The sequence below is a fragment of the Croceivirga sp. ABH4_376 genome, assembly GCF_056160685.1.
This window is the reverse complement of record NZ_JBSWXQ010000001.1, coordinates 558904-579548: the sequence shown is the minus strand read 5'-3', so window position 1 is coordinate 579548 and position 20645 is coordinate 558904. Positions and strand designations below refer to the sequence as shown.

At 37.5% G+C, this 20645-nt stretch carries 16 protein-coding genes; 11 read left to right on the top strand and 5 right to left on the bottom strand.

Features of this window, described 5'->3' with window-relative positions:
* The first annotated feature begins 7 nt into the window (after positions 1 to 7).
* Together ACXAGS_RS02540 and gdhA are read left to right on the top strand one after the other, a co-directional pair.
* Positions 8 to 1171, top strand: a complete 1164-nt coding sequence (locus ACXAGS_RS02540) for a trans-sulfuration enzyme family protein (protein ID WP_474904251.1) — start codon at positions 8 to 10, stop codon at positions 1169 to 1171.
* A 119-nt stretch (positions 1172 to 1290) separates the two neighbouring features.
* Positions 1291 to 2637, top strand: coding sequence for an NADP-specific glutamate dehydrogenase (gene gdhA, locus ACXAGS_RS02535; protein WP_474904250.1), 1347 nt, complete (start codon positions 1291 to 1293; stop codon positions 2635 to 2637).
* A 125-nt stretch (positions 2638 to 2762) separates the two neighbouring features.
* On the opposite strand, the gene ACXAGS_RS02530 is transcribed toward gdhA, so the two are convergent.
* The 3 genes from ACXAGS_RS02530 to ACXAGS_RS02520 all read right to left on the bottom strand — a co-directional run bounded on the left by ACXAGS_RS02530 (position 2763) and on the right by ACXAGS_RS02520 (position 4893).
* Positions 2763 to 3278: a hypothetical protein gene (locus tag ACXAGS_RS02530; protein WP_474904248.1), complete on the bottom strand. Its 516-nt coding sequence runs from the start codon at positions 3276 to 3278 to the stop codon at positions 2763 to 2765.
* Between the two features lie 162 nt (positions 3279 to 3440).
* Positions 3441 to 4103 carry a hypothetical protein gene (locus ACXAGS_RS02525; RefSeq protein ID WP_474904246.1) on the bottom strand — a complete coding sequence of 221 codons (663 nt, stop codon included), beginning with the start codon at positions 4101 to 4103 and terminating at the stop codon, positions 3441 to 3443.
* A 157-nt stretch (positions 4104 to 4260) separates the two neighbouring features.
* Complete coding sequence (locus ACXAGS_RS02520; protein ID WP_474904244.1) at positions 4261 to 4893, bottom strand: hypothetical protein; 633 nt, start codon at positions 4891 to 4893, stop codon at positions 4261 to 4263.
* A gap of 419 nt (positions 4894 to 5312) precedes the next feature.
* Between ACXAGS_RS02520 and recO the strand changes: the two genes are divergently transcribed.
* Together recO and ACXAGS_RS02510 are read left to right on the top strand one after the other, a co-directional pair.
* A complete protein-coding gene (recO, locus tag ACXAGS_RS02515) occupies positions 5313 to 6032 on the top strand; it encodes a DNA repair protein RecO (RefSeq protein WP_474904241.1) in 720 nt (239 codons plus the stop codon).
* A gap of 2 nt (positions 6033 to 6034) precedes the next feature.
* Positions 6035 to 8449, top strand: coding sequence for a TonB-dependent receptor (locus ACXAGS_RS02510; RefSeq protein ID WP_474904239.1), 2415 nt, complete (start codon positions 6035 to 6037; stop codon positions 8447 to 8449).
* Positions 8450 to 8505: 56 nt separating this feature from the next.
* Here the strand turns inward: ACXAGS_RS02510 and ACXAGS_RS02505 are convergent, their stop codons facing one another.
* On the bottom strand, positions 8506 to 8892 hold the full coding sequence (locus ACXAGS_RS02505) for a hypothetical protein (RefSeq protein WP_474904237.1): 387 nt from the start codon (positions 8890 to 8892) through the stop codon (positions 8506 to 8508).
* Positions 8893 to 9439: 547 nt separating this feature from the next.
* Between ACXAGS_RS02505 and ileS the strand changes: the two genes are divergently transcribed.
* The 4 genes from ileS to ACXAGS_RS02485 all read left to right on the top strand — a co-directional run bounded on the left by ileS (position 9440) and on the right by ACXAGS_RS02485 (position 14550).
* A complete protein-coding gene (gene ileS / locus ACXAGS_RS02500; protein ID WP_474904235.1) occupies positions 9440 to 12847 on the top strand; it encodes an isoleucine--tRNA ligase in 3408 nt (1135 codons plus the stop codon).
* A 2-nt stretch (positions 12848 to 12849) separates the two neighbouring features.
* Positions 12850 to 13233, top strand: a complete 384-nt coding sequence (locus ACXAGS_RS02495) for a TraR/DksA family transcriptional regulator (protein WP_010519053.1) — start codon at positions 12850 to 12852, stop codon at positions 13231 to 13233.
* A 91-nt stretch (positions 13234 to 13324) separates the two neighbouring features.
* Complete coding sequence (locus ACXAGS_RS02490) at positions 13325 to 13885, top strand: DUF4097 family beta strand repeat-containing protein (protein ID WP_474904233.1); 561 nt, start codon at positions 13325 to 13327, stop codon at positions 13883 to 13885.
* Between the two features lie 35 nt (positions 13886 to 13920).
* On the top strand, positions 13921 to 14550 hold the full coding sequence (locus tag ACXAGS_RS02485; protein WP_474904231.1) for a lipoprotein signal peptidase: 630 nt from the start codon (positions 13921 to 13923) through the stop codon (positions 14548 to 14550).
* On the opposite strand, the gene ACXAGS_RS02480 is transcribed toward ACXAGS_RS02485, so the two are convergent.
* Entirely contained in the window at positions 14547 to 15107 is a 561-nt protein-coding gene (locus ACXAGS_RS02480; protein ID WP_474904230.1) for a 5-formyltetrahydrofolate cyclo-ligase, read from the bottom strand. The two genes, ACXAGS_RS02485 and ACXAGS_RS02480, sit on opposite strands and share 4 nt — an antisense overlap.
* A gap of 417 nt (positions 15108 to 15524) precedes the next feature.
* Here ACXAGS_RS02480 and uvrC point away from each other — a divergent pair, with 417 nt between their 5' ends.
* From uvrC to ACXAGS_RS02465, 3 genes are all read left to right on the top strand, one after another.
* Positions 15525 to 17315 carry an excinuclease ABC subunit UvrC gene (gene uvrC, locus ACXAGS_RS02475; protein ID WP_474904228.1) on the top strand — a complete coding sequence of 597 codons (1791 nt, stop codon included), beginning with the start codon at positions 15525 to 15527 and terminating at the stop codon, positions 17313 to 17315.
* Position 17316: 1 nt separating this feature from the next.
* On the top strand, positions 17317 to 19563 hold the full coding sequence (locus ACXAGS_RS02470) for a patatin-like phospholipase family protein (protein ID WP_474904226.1): 2247 nt from the start codon (positions 17317 to 17319) through the stop codon (positions 19561 to 19563).
* A gap of 297 nt (positions 19564 to 19860) precedes the next feature.
* Positions 19861 to 20637: a DUF3108 domain-containing protein gene (locus ACXAGS_RS02465; protein ID WP_474904224.1), complete on the top strand. Its 777-nt coding sequence runs from the start codon at positions 19861 to 19863 to the stop codon at positions 20635 to 20637.
* Positions 20638 to 20645: the final 8 nt, after the last annotated feature.

Here is a 20645-nt window from a genome sequence, read left to right as displayed (position 1 = left end):
ATGCGCAATGAATAAAAAAACCTACCGTTTTGAAACAGCTGCCATCCATGGCGGGCAACAGCCAGACAAGGCCTACGGCGCCGTAATGCCGCCCATATACCAAACCTCTACCTATGCGCAAACCGCCCCGGGTAAAAATTTAGGTTATGGCTATTCTAGGGGCGCCAACCCAACACGGACGGCATTGGAAAACAGCCTAAAAAGTTTGGAACAGGGCAGCCATGCTTTTGCCTATGCCAGTGGTATGGCAGCGGTAGATGCTGTGGTTAAACTGTTAAAACCTGGCGATGAAGTAATCTGCACACAAGACATCTATGGAGGTAGTTTTAGACTGTTTAAAGGAATTTTTGAACAGTATGGTCTCGTTTTTAAGTTTATAGACTTGGGCCATGCCCAAGACCTATCTAAACATTTGAACACGGATACCAAAATGGTTTGGCTAGAAAGCCCCACCAACCCTATGCTACAACTAGTAGATATAGCGGCCATTGCCACACAACTAAAAGGTACAGATATTTTGTTGGCGGTAGACAATACGTTTGCATCGCCCTATTTGCAGCAACCCCTAAATCTGGGTGCGGATATTGTTATGCATTCTGCCACAAAATATTTGGGCGGGCATAGTGATGTTATTGCGGGGGCTTTGGTAGTAAAAGATGAGGCCCTGGCAGAAAGGTTAAGGTTCATTACCAATAGTACGGGAGCAATCTGTGGCCCCATGGATAGCTTTTTAGTGCTTAGGGGCATTAAAACATTGGCCATACGTATGCAGCGCCATTGTGAGAATACGGCTAAAATTGCGGTGTTTCTTAAAAATCACCCTAAAATTGAAAGCGTTTTTTGGCCAGGTTTTCCAGAGCATCCCAATCATGATATTGCCAAAAAACAAATGCGGGATTTTGGCGGAATGTTGGCTTTTAAATTAAAAGATAGCGACCAAAATGCCACGATTGCATGTATTCAGCGATTAAACTTATTTACCCTAGCAGAATCTTTGGGCGGGGTAGAAAGCCTAATTGGGCACCCGGCCACCATGAGCCATGGCAGTATGCCCAAAAACGAACAACTAAAGAATGGAATAACCCCAAATTTAATACGTTTAAGTGTTGGTATAGAAGCCGTAGAAGACCTAATTGACGACTTAAAAAGCGTACTCAACGAAAACGATTGAAAAATTATCATAAAAAGGCTTGCAAATTACATAAATAGCATAATTTTGCGCCTAAATTTCTAATTCTACAAAAACACAGCTGTAAAATTAGGTTTTGATAACAATTTATTAATCCAACTATGGAAGAACAAAAAATAAAAGCATTTATGGATGAGGTGATTGCGCGTAACGGGCATGAACCAGAATTTATCCAAGCGGTACAGGAAGTAGCCGAAACCGTAATACCTTATATAGTACAACATGATATTTACCATGGTAAAAACATCTTGTTACGCATGGTAGAACCAGAAAGACTTATCTCTTTCCGTGTGGCATGGGTAGATGACGATGGTGAGATACACGTAAACAGAGGGTATAGAATTCAAATGAATTCTGCAATTGGGCCTTACAAGGGCGGGTTGCGTTTTCACCCTACGGTAAATGCCAGTGTTTTAAAATTCTTGGCTTTTGAGCAAGTATTCAAAAATAGTTTAACCACACTACCTATGGGTGGTGGTAAAGGAGGTTCAGATTTTGACCCAAAAGGAAAATCTGACGACGAAATTATGCGTTTTTGCCACGCCTTTATGACGGAATTGTGTAGACATATTGGACCCAACACAGATGTACCTGCCGGGGATATTGGCGTAGGTGCCCGTGAAATTGGTTTCCTATTTGGTATGTACAAGAAAATTAGAAACGAGTTTACCGGGGTACTTACCGGTAAGGGGCTTTCTTGGGGTGGTTCTTTAATTAGACCAGAAGCTACCGGTTATGGTACGGTGTACTTTGCAGATAGCATGCTTAAGACCAAAGGCGAAACTTTTGAAGGTAAAGAAGTGGTTATCTCTGGTTCTGGTAACGTTGCCCAATATGCCGCAGAAAAGGTATTGCAATTGGGCGGTAAGGTATTAACCTTGTCCGATTCTGGCGGTTACATACATGACAAGGACGGTATAGATACCGAAAAACTAGCCTTTGTTATGGACCTAAAGAACAACAAGAGGGGTAGAATCTCTGAATATGTAGAACAGTACCCCAATGCAAGCTACCACGCCGGCAAAACGCCATGGGAAGTTGCTTGCCACGTAGCATTGCCTTGTGCTACGCAAAACGAATTAAACGGGGACGATGCCCAGTTGCTTCTTAAAAACGGTTGTATTGCCGTGGCCGAAGGCGCAAACATGCCGTCTACGCCAGAAGCCATACACGCTTTTCATGAGGCAAAAATACTTTTTGCCCCTGGTAAGGCCTCAAATGCCGGTGGTGTAGCCACTTCTGGTCTAGAAATGTCTCAGAACTCTTTACGTATTTCTTGGACAAGAGAAGAGGTAGACGAGCGCTTAAAAGGCATTATGAACGACATTCACAACTCTTGTATTGCCTATGGTAAAGATGAAGATGGGTATTGTAACTATGTAAAAGGCGCAAACATTGCAGGCTTTGTTAAAGTAGCAGACGCTATGTTGGCCCAAGGGGTTATCTAAACCGCTAAAGCATAAAAAAAGCCCTTGCAAGATTAGTTTGCAAGGGCTTTTTTGTTTTAACTGGGTTGAGATTATATCAATACAGTAACCGTTTTTTAATTCAGTTCTTTGTTGTGCTCAGTAATTTATATTTTAAGGAAAATCCTTAATTCCTCTGCCCTGAACTTGGTTTTTAACTCCATTAGTTTAAGAAATTCTATAAATCCTGTGGAGTGCTGTAAAATTATTATTTTTTCCAGTTTCGTATAGAGTTTTAAATATCCTGATTTTGTATTGAATTTAATGTTTTCAATATCACTCCATTCAATTATCCGTTTTTTTCTCATCCAGTTCGTTGAAATTATTCTCCTATCGTCGAAAACCAATTGATAATTATAGTACCATACCAAAATAACAATTCCCATTACGAAGAATATTAATACAGCAAGCGGAGCGAAAAATGCAATTTCCTCATTCCAATGACTAATTGCGGCATTCAATAGAAATGAACCGATAATGCAACAAACAATCCCAATCCATTTATAACTCTTGTTCAGCCTAAGATGAAACTGACCATGAACATTTTTCTTTAATTTTTTCCCTGATTGGAAATTGGCATAGAAAAGAAGTAGGCCAGTAATAAGTGGAAAAATTATTCCCATTTTGTTCAGTTAGATTTTATTGAGCACAATGGTCTTGTATATGAAAAGTAGCAGATTTTATGCACTAACTTTTCAGATTATAACAGACCTTTAGTTTATTCATTTTGTATCATTTAAGCACCCAAACCCCTATTACTTATACACAATGTTACCACACGTTTTTTATTTTCGGTTTGCAATAAATTCATCTGCTATTATATATGGCTGACCTAAACTAAAATCGTTTGGACTAACATCTTCGTTTCCAAAAATCAAGAGTTTTGCATTTGGTCGATTAGCATAACCTTTGTCATATCCGTCAATTTCTTTCTTTATTTTAAATTCCACTTTGTGGTTTTTACATACCTTTTCAATCGATTCTTTTAAAGATTTTGGTATTGATATATGTCTTTTTCCGTTTTTCTTGTAATATTGGTTTAACGACCAAAAATGTTTGTGAAGCGAAATCCAATTCCCAGTAACTTTTTCATATTCAAAGAATAAATCGCCAATAAATTCGCTGGGATTTTCAGGAAACTTTGTCAACTCACATTCTAATTCCGCTTTATTGTAAGTCCAAAGTAATGGATGGTCAGTTAAAATTTTCAACTTTATGTATGGAAGGTATAAGTCGGCATAAATTCCATTAAAATCTATTGTTTTATGTGCGATTAATCTCCAATGTTCCACATTATGCATTTTTCCGAAATCGTCTGATTCTTCCACAACAAAATTGAATTCCATTGTTTTAAATTGACCAATTTGACCATTCAGGTTAGTCAAATGTAAATGTCCATTTTGATAGAACTCTGTTGTATTTGTTCTTTGAATTAATTGTTCAATCATTGGTTTTCTCAAATGTGTGGTAACGTTTGGGCTATGATTTCGTTGTGGAATTTCAAGCAGTGAACATTCCGCCCGAAATCTAACCTTAACTTAAAAGTAAGGATTTCCGTTTTAGGAAATCCGCCACAATGAATTATAGCCGGTGTTACAAACAGTTTTATTCGTAAAAAAATTGCTCTTGAATAATTAATTCAGGTTGTTCTTGATTGTCGTCGGCTATACTTATGGAACGACTAGTGGGCAAATCATCCTCAAATCTAAAATCGTAAGTTAATATGTCTTCTCTTATTTCTTTGATTAGATAATTTTTATCGTATACATCTGTTCGGTCTTCAAAATTTCCTGTCCAAATAATGAAATTGTTAATACTACCATTTATACTATACCTGCTTCTGTAGGCAGGCGCAACTTCCAGCTCCGTGTTATGCTCATAGTTCGTTGTACTTGAATTAAAAAATGTAGCTGAACTCACGTTTCCATTTTCAAAAGTCACTTCGACAATTCCATTGGAAATTATTTGTCCTAATTCGTTTATCATATAGTCGATTTGAAATTCCTCGCCTTGGTCATCAGTCCTAGTGGCAGTTATCCCTGAGTCGCTATATACAATAGAGTTGGTATTTAGATTTCCTTGGTCGTCAGTTACTTTAAAATTGATCAGACGTCCCTGGTTGTCAAATTCAAAATCAGTGCTTTGTATAATATTCCCATCAAAGTCCACAATTGTGTAGTTCTCCAATAGTCCGTTGGAATAACTCCATGTGCCAACTCCAAAATTCAAAGAGTCCAAATGACGCCGCCCATTTTCAAAAAGAATCCTATTCTCAGTTCCAGATTCTATACTTCTTGAGACAATCCGGGTTAATAATAAGTCGTTTTCTTCCTGTTCTTCTGAATCTGTTTCTTGTGTATTTGAATTGTCATCAGACGTACAAGAGAAAAATAGTTGACCAATTAAAATTCCAAGTAATAAATACAGTTTCTTCATTTCGCAAAATTTGAATTAAATTGTTTGTAACGATTCGATATCAGTCATAAGACGCATATCTGTTTCGTATAAAACTACAAATTCTAATGCTATAAATTCTTTTTTTCAACCTTTGGTGAGCATATCCAGTAGACTTCTAGCCAAACCATAAAACAAAACCCTGCCTAAGCCCCGTTTTTTAACCGCTTCTACTATCTTTACTTTTTTAGAAGTTTCTTGTAATGCTAACCCATACCAAAGCCATTGTGTTGTCTGCCCTAAAATACGGAGACACCAGCCTTATTGTTAAGGCGTACACCCAAACAGATGGTTTAAAAGCCTATTTGTTAAAAGGGGTCTTGGCTAGTAAAAAAGGGAAATTAAAGGCAGCGCTTTTTCAACCGCTAACTCAACTAGAATTGGTGGCCAACCATAAAAACAAAGGCACCTTAGAATCCATTCGCGAAGCAAAAGTCTATTTTCCGTATAAAACCATACATGCAGAAATTTTAAAAAACAGTCTAGTGCTGTTCTTGGCAGAACTGCTTACCAATGTATTGCAAGAAAGTGATGCGGATCCCAGCCTTTTTAAATACCTAGAACAATCCCTGCAATTATTGGATAAAACCGATAAATTGGGCCATTACCATCTGTTGTTTATGCTACAGCTTTCTAAATACTTGGGGTTTTACCCAGAAGATACCGAGCAAGCCCTGGATTATTTTGATTTGCTTGAAGGCCAATTCATTGCATCGCCCTCTTTAAACCCACTTATAGAAAAACCTATTATTTATGATTTTAAAAGGCTGTTAGGCATAAATTTTGATGCATTACCGCAGATAACTATTACAAAAACCAACCGACAAGAATTGCTTAAAAAACTGCTTTTGTATTATGAATTGCATGTGCACGGCTTTAGGCAACCAAAATCACTAGCGGTATTAAACGCAGTTTTTAATTAAGAATGCAAAACAACCTAACACTATTAATTCTCTTATTTGGCCTATTGGTTAGCAATGCACAAGAGGTAACCGTTCTAGATGCAGAAAATGGGCAACCGGTTATGAACGTGGCCATTTACAACCAAGATAAATCTACCACTACCATAACAGATTTATCGGGTAAGGCCAGTTTAAAGGCGTTTACCAGAAATGAACTCATTTATTTTAAACACCTGTCTTTTCAACCCTACACGAGTTTAAAAAAGAATTTGGCCAAAAAAGGGTACCGCATTTATTTGGAACCCAACCCAGAGCAATTAGAAGAAATTGTGGTATCCGTATCTAAATGGGAACAGCAAAAAAAAGACGTGCCACAGAAAATTGCAACTATAAACGCCAAGGACATTGCTTTTACCAACCCTCAAACCGCCGCAGACCTGCTACAACAAAGTGGTAAGGTGTTTGTACAGAAAAGTCAGTTGGGCGGGGGCAGCCCCATGATCCGTGGTTTTGCCACCAACCGCGTGCTAATCTCCGTAGATGGCGTACGTATGAACAACGCCATATTTAGAGGCGGCAACCTCCAAAATGTAATTAGCATAGACCCCTTTAGCATTAAAAACACCGAGGTAATTTTTGGTCCCGGTTCTGTAATCTATGGTAGCGATGCTATTGGTGGGGTCATGAATTTTTATACCAAAAACCCAAAACTAAGCTATACGGATAGCACAACGGTTACGGGCAAAGCCACCTACAGATTTAGTACGGCCAGCAATGAAAATACCGCACATGCTGCGGTAAACTTAGGTTTTAAAAAGTGGGCCAGCTACACTAGCCTTAGCTATAATAATTTTGGTGATTTAACCATGGGTAGCCACGGCCCGGACAGTTACTTAAGAAACACATTTGTAACCACGGTTAATGGTACGGATGTTTTAACCACTAATGAAAACCCTAAAAAGCAAGTAACCAGCGGATACAACCAAATTAATGCCCTGCAAAAATTTAAATACAAACCCAACTCCAATTGGGAGTACGATCTTGGTTTATATTATTCCGAAACAACGAATTTTTCGCGTTATGACCGGCTCATAAGACCCAACGGTTCTGGAGATGGGCTTAGGTCCGCAGAATGGTATTACGGTCCACAAAAGTGGTTTATGGCCAATTCGCAAATCACCAAAAAAGGAAAAAACAAATTTTACGACGGTGTAAAACTTACCACGGCCTATCAATTTTTTGAAGAAAGCCGTAACGATAGGGGTTTTGGCGATGCTATTAGGTATACCACCCAAGAAAAGGTAGATGCACTATCCATAAACCTGGATTTTGAAAACAAAAAAATAGGGGATTTAAGACTGTATTACGGGCTGGGCTATGTTTTTAACAAAGTTAATTCTACTGGAAGTCAGTTAAATTTAAGCAGCGGAGAAACGGAGCCAACGGCATCTAGATATCCAGACGGGGCTACTTGGCAAACCTTTGCCGGCTATGTAAGTGGAGCGTACCAATTAAAACCCAATTTAACCCTATTGTCCGGTTTACGCTACAGTCAGGTTTGGGTAGATGCTACCTTTGATACTACGTATTACCCGTTCCCCTTTGAAGAAGCAGACCTTATAACAGGTGCACTTACCGGAAGTTTGGGCTTAAGCTATTTTCCAACGGCCAACCTACAAGTAACGCTTAATGGTTCTACCGGTTTTAGGGCGCCTAATATTGATGATGTAGGAAAGATTTTTGATTCTGAACCCGGCTCCGTGGTGGTACCAAACCCAGATTTAAAGCCAGAATACGCTTATAATGTTGACTTTGGTATTAGCAGAAATTTTAATGATAAATTAATGCTTAAAGCAACCACGTACTACACCTATTTAGTGGATGCATTGGTAAGGCGTGATTTTACCTTCAATGGCCAAACAACAATAATTTATAATGGCGAACAGAGTAACGTACAAGCCATACAAAATGCGGCGAAAGCTTACGTTTATGGTTTTGAATTTGGAGCAGAGGCCTTTTTAAACGACCACTGGCAGCTAGAAGGCAATTTAACGTTTACGGAAGGTGTAGAAGAAGACGATGATGGCACCGACTCACCTGCCAGACACGTGGCCCCAACCTTTGCAGATGCTCATTTAAAATGGAAGAAAGATAAGTTTGCTACAGACTTGTTTTTAAATTACAATGCAGAAATAGCTTATGATGACCTCGCCATCTCTGAACGAAGCAAAACTTATATTTATGCACAAGACCAAAATGGCAAACCTTATGCCCCATCTTGGTACACGCTAAATTTTAGGGGAAGTTATCAATTCAATGGTCAGTTTAAAGGCAATATGGCCTTAGAAAATATTACTGACCAAAGGTATAGGTCTTATTCTTCTGGTATTGCCGCAGCGGGCACCAATTTAATTTTAGGGCTTACCTACACTTTCTAACAAAAAAACCCTTGGCCGTAGCCAAGGGTTATCCGTTTAAACCAGTAATGTAGTACTTAGTTTTTAACTGCGTCTTTTACGTCTTTAGCTGTTTTATCGGCAGCTTCTTTTAAATCTTCGCCGGCAGCTTTTGCCTTATCCATAGCATCGTTACCCATCTCTTTAGCGCTATCCATGGCTTTTTCGCCAGCAGCTTTAATACTGTCTACAGCTTTTTCGCCCTCTTTCATCATACCTTCACCAGCTTCTTTTGCCTCGTTCATAGCATTTTCACCAGCCTCTTTTACACTCTCACCGGCTTCTTTTAAATCTTCGCCAGCTTCTTTCATGGCTCCTTCAGTAGCTTCTTTTGCCTCTTCAGCCTTTTTTGCTGCTTCCTTACAAGATACCAATGTTCCAGTGGTTAATGTTAATGCCAATAAGGCCAATACAAATTTTTTCATGTTAAATAGTTTTAGTGTTAAGAAACAAAAATAGGGTAAAGGTCACGTATAAATATTCTTTTTCCCCTAAAAACGATAAAATACAGCATTTTTAATCTGCTGGCTCTCTGATTACTAAACTCTGATTACTAAAAAGAAACCTTTAATGCAGAAACCGAAACACAAGGTTCTAGTAGCAGCAACGTAACCTTTGCCAATGCCGTTACTATTGTAGAGGTTAGTGGGCTTACCAATGCCTATAGTTTAAATTTTGTAGAAGAAGGTGAGTACGAATTGGTCTTTGTAGGTTACAATAAAAACCAGAACAGTGGCAATGTAGAACTTACAGCCATACTAGAGGCTGAGTCTTCTACCGGGCTAAATTTAGGAGCATTATCCCTTACGTCTGCTTTGCAACATAACGTTAATGTTACCATTACCGGTAGTAAATAATCCTATCTTACTAAAAATCTGAATAAAAGCCCCTTTTAGTAGGGGCTTTTTATCTTTTTACAAACCTGTAAATACTTTAAAATTCTTAATTTCGCAGACTTATTTTATTAGGCCCATGGAGAAGAAGTTTAGAGAATATAAAGGTTTAGACCTACCAAAGACCGCAACGGAAGTTTTAAAGTTTTGGAAGGACGAGAAAATCTTTGAAAAGAGTATAACTTCCAGAGAAGGAAAAGAGAGTTACGTGTTTTTTGAAGGACCGCCATCTGCTAACGGTATGCCGGGAATCCACCACGTAATGGCCAGGACTATTAAAGATATTTTTCCGCGTTATAAAACCATGAAGGGCTTTCAGGTTAAACGTAAGGCAGGATGGGATACCCACGGCCTACCGGTAGAACTTGGAGTAGAAAAAGAGCTGGGCATCACCAAAGAAGATATTGGTAAAAAAATCACCATAGAAGAATATAACGAAGCTTGTAAAAAAGCGGTAATGCGTTATACCGATGTCTGGAACGAAATGACAGAAATGGTAGGGTATTGGGTAGACATGGACGACCCGTACATTACCTACAAATCTAAATACATGGAATCTGTTTGGTGGTTGCTAAAACAGATTTATGATAAAGGCTTAATCTATAAAGGGTACACCATACAACCGTACTCACCAAAGGCAGGTACCGGTCTTAGTTCTCATGAGCTAAACCAACCAGGAACCTACCAAGACGTTACGGATACTACGGTAACAGCACAGTTTAAAGCGGTAAAAGAAAGTTTGCCACAGGCCTTGCAAGCTTTTGACGGAGCCATTTATTTCTTAGCCTGGACCACTACTCCATGGACACTGCCTTCTAACACGGCATTGACCGTTGGGCCAAAAATAGATTATGTCTTGGTTCAATCCTTTAACCAATATACCTATGAACCTATCAAAGTTGTTGTAGCAAAAGCATTGGTAAACAAGCAATTTTCTGGTAAATTCTTTGCAGCAGAATCCAATGAGGATTTTACCAACTTTAAGCCAGAAAACAAAAAAATCCCTTATCAGGTACTGGCAGAAGTAAAAGGAACCGATTTAATTGAATCTAAATACGAGCAGCTTATAGATTATGTACTTCCGTACGAGAATGCAGAAAATGCCTTCAGGGTTATTGGGGGCGATTTTGTAACCACGGAAGATGGTACCGGTATTGTACATACTGCGCCTACTTTTGGTGCGGATGATGCCTTTGTGGCCAAACAAGCCAATCCGCCCATACCTCCCATGTTGGTTTTAGATCAAAACAACAATCCCGTTCCGTTGGTAGACCTGCAAGGTAAGTTTAGGCCAGAGCTAAAAGAGTTTGGCGGTAAATATGTTAAAAACGAATATTACACAGATGGTGAGGCACCAGACAAGTCTATAGATGTAGAAATTGCCATAAAACTTAAGACCGAAAACAAAGCCTTTAAGGTAGAGAAATACGTACACAGTTACCCTAACTGCTGGCGTACCGATAAGCCTATTTTATATTACCCATTAGATTCTTGGTTTATAAAAGTTACGGATGTAAAAGACCGTATGTTTGAGTTAAACCAAACCATAAACTGGAAACCAAAAGCTACAGGAGAAGGTAGGTTTGGTAACTGGTTGGCCAACGCTAACGATTGGAACTTGTCCAGGTCTAGATACTGGGGTATTCCCTTACCTATCTGGAGAACGGAAGATGGCCAAGAAGAACTAATAATTGGTTCGGTTGCAGAGCTTAAAGAAGAAATGGCAAAAGCGGTAGCTGCCGGTGTGTTGGCAGAAGACGTATTTAAAGATTTTGTGGTTGGCGATATGTCTGATGCCAACTACGAGCAAGTAGACCTACACAAGAACGTGGTGGACCAAATTACTTTGGTTTCGCCAAGTGGCAAACCCATGCGTAGAGAGAGCGATTTAATTGATGTTTGGTTTGATAGTGGTTCCATGCCCTATGCCCAATGGCACTACCCGTTCGAGAACAAAGAACTGGTAGACAATGGTGTTAGCTACCCCGCAGATTTTATTGCTGAAGGGGTAGACCAAACTAGAGGTTGGTTCTATACCTTGCACGCCATTGCCACTATGGTTTTTGATTCCGTAGCCTATAAGAATGTAGTCTCTAACGGACTTGTTTTAGACAAAGAAGGTAAAAAAATGTCTAAACGCCTGGGCAATGCGGTAGACCCATTTAAGGCCTTGCCAGAACATGGTGCAGATGCCACCCGTTGGTACATGATTGCCAACGCAAACCCATGGGATAACCTTAAGTTTGATATAGAAGGGGTAACCGAGGTAAAACGTAAGTTTTTTGGTACGTTGTATAACACCTATTCCTTTTTTGCCTTGTACGCCAACATAGACGGTTTTGATTATTCCGAGGCAGAAATACCTGTTTTGGAACGTACAGAATTAGATCAGTGGATTTTGTCCGAACTCAATACCGTAATTAAAAAGGTAGATGAGGCCTATGCGGATTATGAACCCACAAAAGCCGCCAGGGCAATTTCAGATTTTGTTCAAGAAAACCTAAGTAACTGGTATGTACGTCTAGGTAGAAGAAGGTTCTGGAAAGGAGACTATCAGCAAGATAAAATTGCTGCATACCAAACCCTATACACCTGTTTACTTACCGTTGCCAAGCTGGGCGCACCCATTGCTCCATTTTTTATGGATAGGTTGTATAAAGACCTAGATGCCGCAACCAACAAAGAAGGCTTGGAAAGTGTGCATTTGGCCAATTTTCCAGAGTACGATGAAAGTTTGGTAAACAAAGAGCTAGAAAGCAAAATGCATACGGCTCAAAAGATTTCTTCTTTGGTGCTTTCTATAAGACAAAAAGAAAAAATTAAGGTAAGACAACCGTTGCAGAAGGTAATGGTGCCTGTACTTAACCAAGAACAAAAGGAAGAAGTTTTGGCAGTTTCAGAACTCGTAAAATCCGAAGTTAACGTTAAGGAGGTAGAAATTATGGACGATGCTTCTGGCATTTTGGTAAAACAAATAAAACCTAATTTCAAGGTCTTAGGCCCAAAATACGGCAAGGAAATGAAGCAGATTGCGGCAGCCGTTTCCAAGCTAGAACAAAAAGATATCCAAAAAATTGAACAAGAAGGCGAAATATCACTTTCATTAGAAAATAAAAGTATTAATTTACAGTTCTCAGATGTTGAGATAACCTCTCAAGATATTGAAGGGTGGTTGGTTGCCAGTTCAGGAGTTATTACGGTGGCTTTGGATGTAACCATAAACGATGCCCTTAGACAAGAAGGGGTTGCAAGAGAATTGGTGAATAGAATTCAAAATCTTAGAAAAGACGCAGGATTTGAAGTTACCGATAAGATAGATTTAAAAATATTGAAAGACGGAATTGTAGAACAAGCGGTTACCCAGAACGAAGCTTATCTAAAAAGCGAAACATTGACGGAAAGTCTAATGTTGGCAGATAATTTGGAAGAAGGCACAACGGTAACTTTTGACGATGTGAATACAAAACTGTTTATTAAAAAACACTAAAAATGGCAGAAGATTTAAAAGTTAGATACTCAGATAAAGATTTGGCCGAATTCAAGGAATTGATAGAGGCTAAAATTGAAAAGGCCAAGCAACACTTGGAACTTTTAAAAAGTTCTTATATGAACGATGGTAATAACGGTACCGATGATACCTCACCAACCTTTAAGGCTTTTGAAGAGGGCTCTGAGACCATGAGCAAAGAGGCAAACACCCAGTTGGCTATTAGACAAGAAAAGTTTATACGCGACTTAAAAAATGCCATCCTACGTATAGAAAACAAAACGTACGGAATTTGCCGTGTTACCGGTAAACTAATTAACAAAGAGCGGTTAAAATTAGTACCTCATGCAACTTTAAGTATAGAGGCTAAAAACATGCAAAAATAAAAAACGCCTTAGGGCGTTTTTTTTGTTTCTACCGTTGAGAAGTTTACTCCTATTTCTAGTTTGCTGCATTGGCCATTGCTATGCGCAAAAAGTGGTACACAAGTCCTTTGCATCTACAGATACCAAATACTTTCATGTAGATGCCGCAGACTGCTATGCAATTACCGTAAAAACCATAGAAGGTAACCAAGCCATAGTTGAGGGTAAAATTGAAGGAGAATATGCCAAAGACCTTGCTATTAAATTAGAAGAAGATGGGCAGAACATTTTTATCAGCGCCGGTTTTTTACCCACCTTTACCGCACCTAATGATAAGCTAAGCGCCCACAAAGTAATATCTATTTCCTTACAAATAAGCTTACCAAAAGCCCAACAAATAGAAATTCACGGCACCAATTCCAATGTTACTATAACCGGAATTTTTGAAAAATTAAACGTGGTTTTGGCAGATGGTGATTGTAACTTAAATAAGGTTGTTGGCCAAGTAAAGGTTAAGACCCAGAAAGGTTCCATTAATGTAAATAACAGCAATGGAACTATTGCAGCCAGTTCTAAATATGGTAAGGTTTACAAAGAAAAAGATGTGCAAGGTTACAGCACTTTTAACCTTAGTAGTATAGAAGGCGATATTTGGATTAATAGAGTCGATTAATATAGCTACTTTTGCGTTTGATTTTACGTTCACAGATGAGTTTAAAGAAATCCTTAATCCTAATTATCATAGTATTACTGATAGACCAAATCAGTAAAATATATATTAAAACCAATTTTATACTTGGAGAATCGGTAACGGTTTTTAGTTGGTTTAAAATCCTATTTATAGAAAACGAAGGCGCCGCTTGGGGTACAAAGCTGAGTGATATCTTGCCTATATCCGATAGTGCCGGAAAACTATTCTTAACTATTTTTAGGTTATTTGCTATTGTAGGTATAGGCTATTGGCTTTTTGACATTATTAAGAAGAAAGCCCCAAAGGTTTTAATCCTAGCCGTATCTTTAATTTTTGCAGGTGCGCTAGGCAATATTATAGATTCTGTATTTTACGGTTTAATTTTTGACCACAGCAACCATCAAGTAGCTACGCTATTTTCTAGCGAACCTTATGGAAAGCTTTTTCATGGAAAAGTGGTAGATATGCTTTACTTTCCAATGATAGATACCACATGGCCAGAATGGGTTCCAAAATATGGCGGTAAAAGTTTCCGGTTTTTTGAACCAATCTTTAATATAGCGGATAGCGCAATAAGTGTTGGTGTTGCCGTATTAATTCTTTTCAACAAAAAAGCATTTGCTTCCCCGTCTAAAAACGAGGCCTAGAATTTATAAATCGCTTCTGGAGTTATACAATAATCTAAAGGTATATCCGTAGCTCCTACATCATCAATAAATTGTTCCGGTTCATAAAAAGACAGGCCTACTTTTAATACCTCTGGTTTACATTTAGCTAAAAAGCGGTCATAAAAGCCTTTACCGTAACCCACCCTATTACCCTTTACATCATAGGCCAATAACGGTATAAAGACAACATCTAATTTTTCTTCGTCAACAGAAATTCCATCTTGGGGCTCTGGAATACCCCACTTATTGGTTTTAAAAGTGGTATTATCCAATAGTAGATAATGGATTAAATCTTGGTTATTTTCCATCTTTGGCACCACTACATGCTTATCCTTTCCTTGCAAGAGGGACAACAAAGGGGAGGTATCTATTTCTTTTTGCTTTTGAATGGGCAGGAATATATGAAAAAAAGAAAATTGCCAAATAGGTAGCAGTAATACCTTATTGGCAATTTGAATACTTTTTTCTTCAATTATAGTAGAGTTAAGTAGGTCTCTCCTCTTCTTATAATCTACTCTAAGTTCATTTTTAGTCAACTATAAAATCTTTATAGCAAAACAGCTTTTGGGGGTTACTTGATTTTTTCGGGTTTTATTCTCTCAATACTACTCTCTTGTAGAGACAGCAAAATATATTTTGAAAAATAACATCAAAATCAAATACATGCCCAAAACAATTAAATAATTTTCCATGTATTAATCTTTTGTTTCCCTAAATATAACAATAAACCGAATTAAAATCCTATGAAAGACACAATTTTATCGATGAAATACATGTTTTTTACAAAATTTTTAACATCAAACATGGTGTTGTTACTATTTTTTAGGCATACGTGTAAACAAAACATTTAAAAGTTAAACAATCTTAACACTTTTTAGGCTTCCACAATTTCTACTGATTTTTGTAAAAAAGAACGTAACTTAAAATCAAAAATCAACGCTTGATTTAGCAATATGTCAAAAACCGTCCCTATAGATATTCAGCTAAGTACGTTACCCAATAGCCCCGGGGTATATCAGTTTTATGACAAATTAGATAAAATACTATATGTAGGTAAGGCAAAAAACCTTAAAAAAAGAGTTTCGTCCTATTTTACCAAGCAACATGATTCTGGAAAAACCCGGGTTCTAGTTTCCAAAATAGTAGCTATAAAACATATTGTAGTAGCTACTGAGTCCGATGCACTTTTATTGGAGAATAACTTAATTAAAAAATACAGGCCTCGCTACAACGTACTTTTAAGAGACGATAAGACCTATCCTTGGATTTGTATTAAAAACGAACGTTTTCCAAGAGTATTCCCCACAAGAAAACTCATAAAAGATGGTTCTGAATATTTTGGTCCCTATACGAGTATGAAAACAGTACGAACACTTTTAGACCTTATTAAAAGTGTTTATCCTTTAAGAACCTGCAATTACGATTTATCCAAAGAGAAAATTGAAGCCGATAAGTACAAAAAGTGTTTAGAGTACCACCTTGGCAATTGTCTAGCTCCTTGTGAAGACCTTCAATCTTCCGAATCCTATAACAGACAAATTGCAGATATTAGAGAAATTATAAAAGGTAATTTTAAAAGTAGCCTTACCTTCTTTAAACAAGAAATGAAGCGCCTAGCCCAGGAAATGGAATTTGAAAAGGCCCAACAAATAAAAGATAAGATAGATGTTCTAGAAAATTACCAAGTAAAATCTACCATTGTAAATCCAAAAATCAACAATGTAGATGTATTTACCATCTTTTCTGATGAAAGCGCTGGATATATTAATTTTTTACAAATTATGAACGGGGCAATAATACGGTCTCACACCCTAGAAATAAAAAAGAAGCTAGAAGAAACAGACCAAGAATTGCTGCGTTTGGCCATCATAGAAATACGGCAACGTTTTAAATCCAATTCTAGAGAACTATACCTCCCTTTTCCTATAAAATTAGAACTGCCGGTAAGGGTAACCGTTCCCAAATTAGGCGACAAAAAACGATTGATAGACCTATCCTTACACAACGCAAAAGCTTTTAGGCAAGAACAATTTAAACAAATGAAAATTGTTGATCCAGATAGGCATACCAAGCGCTTAATGGCTCAGATGAAAGCAGACCTTAGACTCTCTACAGAACCAACACATATAGAATGTTTTGACAACTCCAACATCCAAGGCACCAATCCGGTTGCCGCCTGCGTGGTGTTTAAGAATGGTAAACCGTCTAAGAAAGATTACAGGCATTTTAATATAAAAACCGTAGACGGCCCCGATGATTTCGCCTCTATGGAAGAAGTGGTTTTTAGAAGGTATAAAAGACTTTTGAACGAAGATGAACCTTTACCGCAACTTATTGTTATTGATGGTGGAAAAGGGCAATTATCTTCTGCGCTAAAAAGCTTGGATTTGTTAGGATTACGAGGCAAAATAGCGATAATTGGCATTGCAAAACGTTTGGAAGAGATTTACTTTCCAGAAGACCCAATTCCGTTATACCTGGATAAAAAATCCGAAACTTTAAAAATTATACAGCAGTTACGTAACGAAGCCCACCGATTTGGAATTACCTTCCATAGGCAAAAAAGAAGTAAGGCCGCTATAAATACAGAGCTGGAAAGCATAGATGGTATAGGTAGCAAAACAGCAGAACAGCTGCTAAAAAAGTTTAAGTCCGTTAAAAGGATTAAAGAAGCTTCTATAGAAAGCCTAACCCAAACCATTGGCATAGATAAAGCAAAGAAAGTATATCAGAATTTTAACTAATATGGGTAAGCACTATTGTACAATTCTTTTACTGCTAATTTCAAGTTTGGCTTGGTCTCAAAAAAAACCAAAAGTTGGCCTTGTTTTAAGTGGTGGTGGCGCTAAAGGCATGGCACACATAGGTGCCTTAAAAGTTATAGAGGAAGCAGGAATTAAAATAGACTATGTAGGTGGCACAAGTATGGGAGCCATTATTGGCGGGCTATATGCCGCAGGATACACTGCAAATGAGTTAGATTCTATATTCAAAACTACTAACCTATCGCAATTAATAACCGATAATTTACCCAGAAACGCTAAGACATTTTACGAAAAGGACGATGCGGAACGGTACGCCCTTACACTACCTTTCGATAATTTTAAAGTGAGCTTTCCAGAGGCTATTTCTGGCGGACAGAACATTTACAACGAGTTTATAAGATTACTATACCACGTAAAAGACGTTGAAGATTTTGATGAGCTACCCATACCCTTTATTTGTATTGCCACCAATATAGAAACCGGCAAGCCCGTGTTAATGAATAAGGGGTATTTGCCAGAAGCCATCATGGCAAGTGGCACATTGCCTTCCCTTTTTGAACCATCTGAGATTGATGGACAAATTTTAATAGATGGAGGCGTAGTAAATAACTACCCTATAAATGAGGTGAGAAAAAAAGGGGCGGATATTATAATTGGTATAGATGTACAAGATGATTTGGCAAAAAGAGAATCTCTTTCTTCTGCAACCGAAATTTTATTTCAGATAAACAACTACCGTACGGTGAACGAAATGAACACCAAAAGGGAAGAAACAGATATTTACATAAAACCTAATATTGCTAAATACACCGTAATTGATTTTGAAGAGACAGAAAGCATTATAGCAGAAGGGGTAAAAGCTGCTAAATTAAAACAACAAGACCTTAAAGATGTAGCACGTTTGCAAGGGGCAAGTAAATCTAAGCCTATAGAAAAAGCTAAGGATAGCTTAACCATTAATCGTTTAATAATAAAGGGTAACGAACGCTACACAAGGGGTTACATAAAAGGTAAATTACGTTTTACATTAGGCAATACCATCACCTTTAAAAGATTACAACAAGGATTGGGGAACATGGCCGCTACAGGCAATTTTAAAGCCATACGCTATAAATTGGTTTCTAACGGTTTGGGTACGGATTTAATATTAAACTTAAAGGAAAACCCCACAAAGATGTTTATTAAAATGGGCGCACATTATGATGACCTGTATAAAAGTGCCGCGCTTATAAACTTAACACGCAAAAATTTAATTTTTAAGGACGATGTAGGTTCGTTTGATTTTATCTTAGGAGACCACATTCGGTATAATTTTCAATATTATATTGATAAAGGCTTTTACTGGAGTTTTGGAATTAATTCAAAATTCAACAGTTTTGATGAAGCTGTAGATTTCAATATTATACAAGAAAACTTCAATATTAGCGGAGGTGAAAATCTTAGCGAAATCAATTTAGACTTTTCAGACCTTACAAACCAAATCTATCTACAAACAGTAGTTCGCGAAGAATTTGCATTTAGAACAGGATTAGAACATAGGTTCATTAGATTTAGTACAACTACGTTTAACAACCTTCCTTTAGTAGATGAAAATGAATCCTTAGAAAATAAAGATGGTCGCATCTTTTTTGAAAACAGCAATTATTTTAGTGGTTTTGCCAATCTAAGACTAGACACCTATGACGATAAATATTTTCCAACAAGAGGATTGTATTTCAATGGAAATCTAAACTACTACCTTTATAATCCTGATTTAAAAGGCGATTTTCAAGACTTTGCTATTGCAAAAGCCCAAATGGGCATGGCCGTACCAATTACACACAACCTTTCTGTAAATCTAGATACTGAAGGTGGTTTTAAGCTAGGAACCTCTAGAATTGCAACTTTTGATTTTATCATGGGTGGTTTTGGCAACCATAGGGTTCACAACCTAATTCCGTTTATGGGGTACGATTTTTTAAGTTTAACCGGCAATAGCTTTGTTAAGGCCAAAGCTAATTTGGACTATGAATTTGCCAGAAAAAACCATTTATTGCTACAAGCTAATATGGCTAACATAGATGACGACTTGTTTAGGACAGGTGAATGGTTTACCGCTCCAGATTACACTGGATTTGGCATTGGTTATGGCCTAGAATCTTTTCTAGGACCTGTACAGGTTTATTACACTTGGACACCACAACGCAACGATAGCCATTTGTTCTTTAGCGTTGGCTTTTGGTTCTAATTTTGCAGTATTTCTTTTAAAGAATTCTAAAAAAAACAACACTTTGGTTAAAGTTGGTTAAATACTATATGGCAACCCAACCAACGCCGTATCTTTGTTGGCATAAGGGGTGGTTCCCTTATAACTTTAAGTATTGGTTTTTCATAATTTAAAGTTTGGTTGGTTATTTAGGAAAAGCTCTGATGAACACATCAGGGCTTTTTTTATACAATACTTTGGTATAAGATTTGTTTAAGTAATTGTAAATACCATTGCAAAACCATTGGTTTTAATACCTTTAATATAGAATTTGCCGCTATGAAAAATCTTTTTCTCTTAATTCTACTGTCTACAACTCTATGCATTAATGCACAAGATACACCCGCATTTAAATCTGGGGAATGGTTAAAGTTCAGGATTCATTACGGATTTTTGAACGCCAGCTATGCCACGCTTCATTTAAAATCAGAGACCCTTAACAATAAACCGGTTTACCATGTTGTGGGCAAAGGCAAAACCACTGGCTTTGCCAGTATATTTTTTAAGGTAGACGATACTTATGAAAGTTATTTTAGCAAGAACAACGGCAAGCCCTACAAATTTATTAGAAAAATAGATGAAGGTGGTTACACCAAAGACATTGAAATAGATTTTGATTACGAAAAGCAATCTGCCCTACTTACCGATAACAAGAACAAGAAAGAAATGGAGTTTCCTGTTCATGACAATATACAAGACTTAATCTCTGCCGCATACTATTTAAGAAGTAAGTACAATTTTGAATCTTTTGAAGATGGCCAAACCCTAAATATGGACATGTTATTTGATGATGATGGTGTATTTCAATTCAAATTAAAATATTTAGGTAAGGAAATCTTAAAAACAAAGTTCGGCAAAGTAGAATGTCTTAAATTTAGACCCTATGTGCAGTCTGGTAGGGTTTTTAAGGAACAAGAAAGCCTTTCGCTTTGGGTAACCAATGATTTAAACAAAATACCGGTCCGCATAAAGGCTGATTTGGCCGTTGGATCTCTTAAAGCAGATTTAGATGGTTATAACGGGTTAAGAAATCAGTTCAAGATTATTATGGATTGATTTAAATT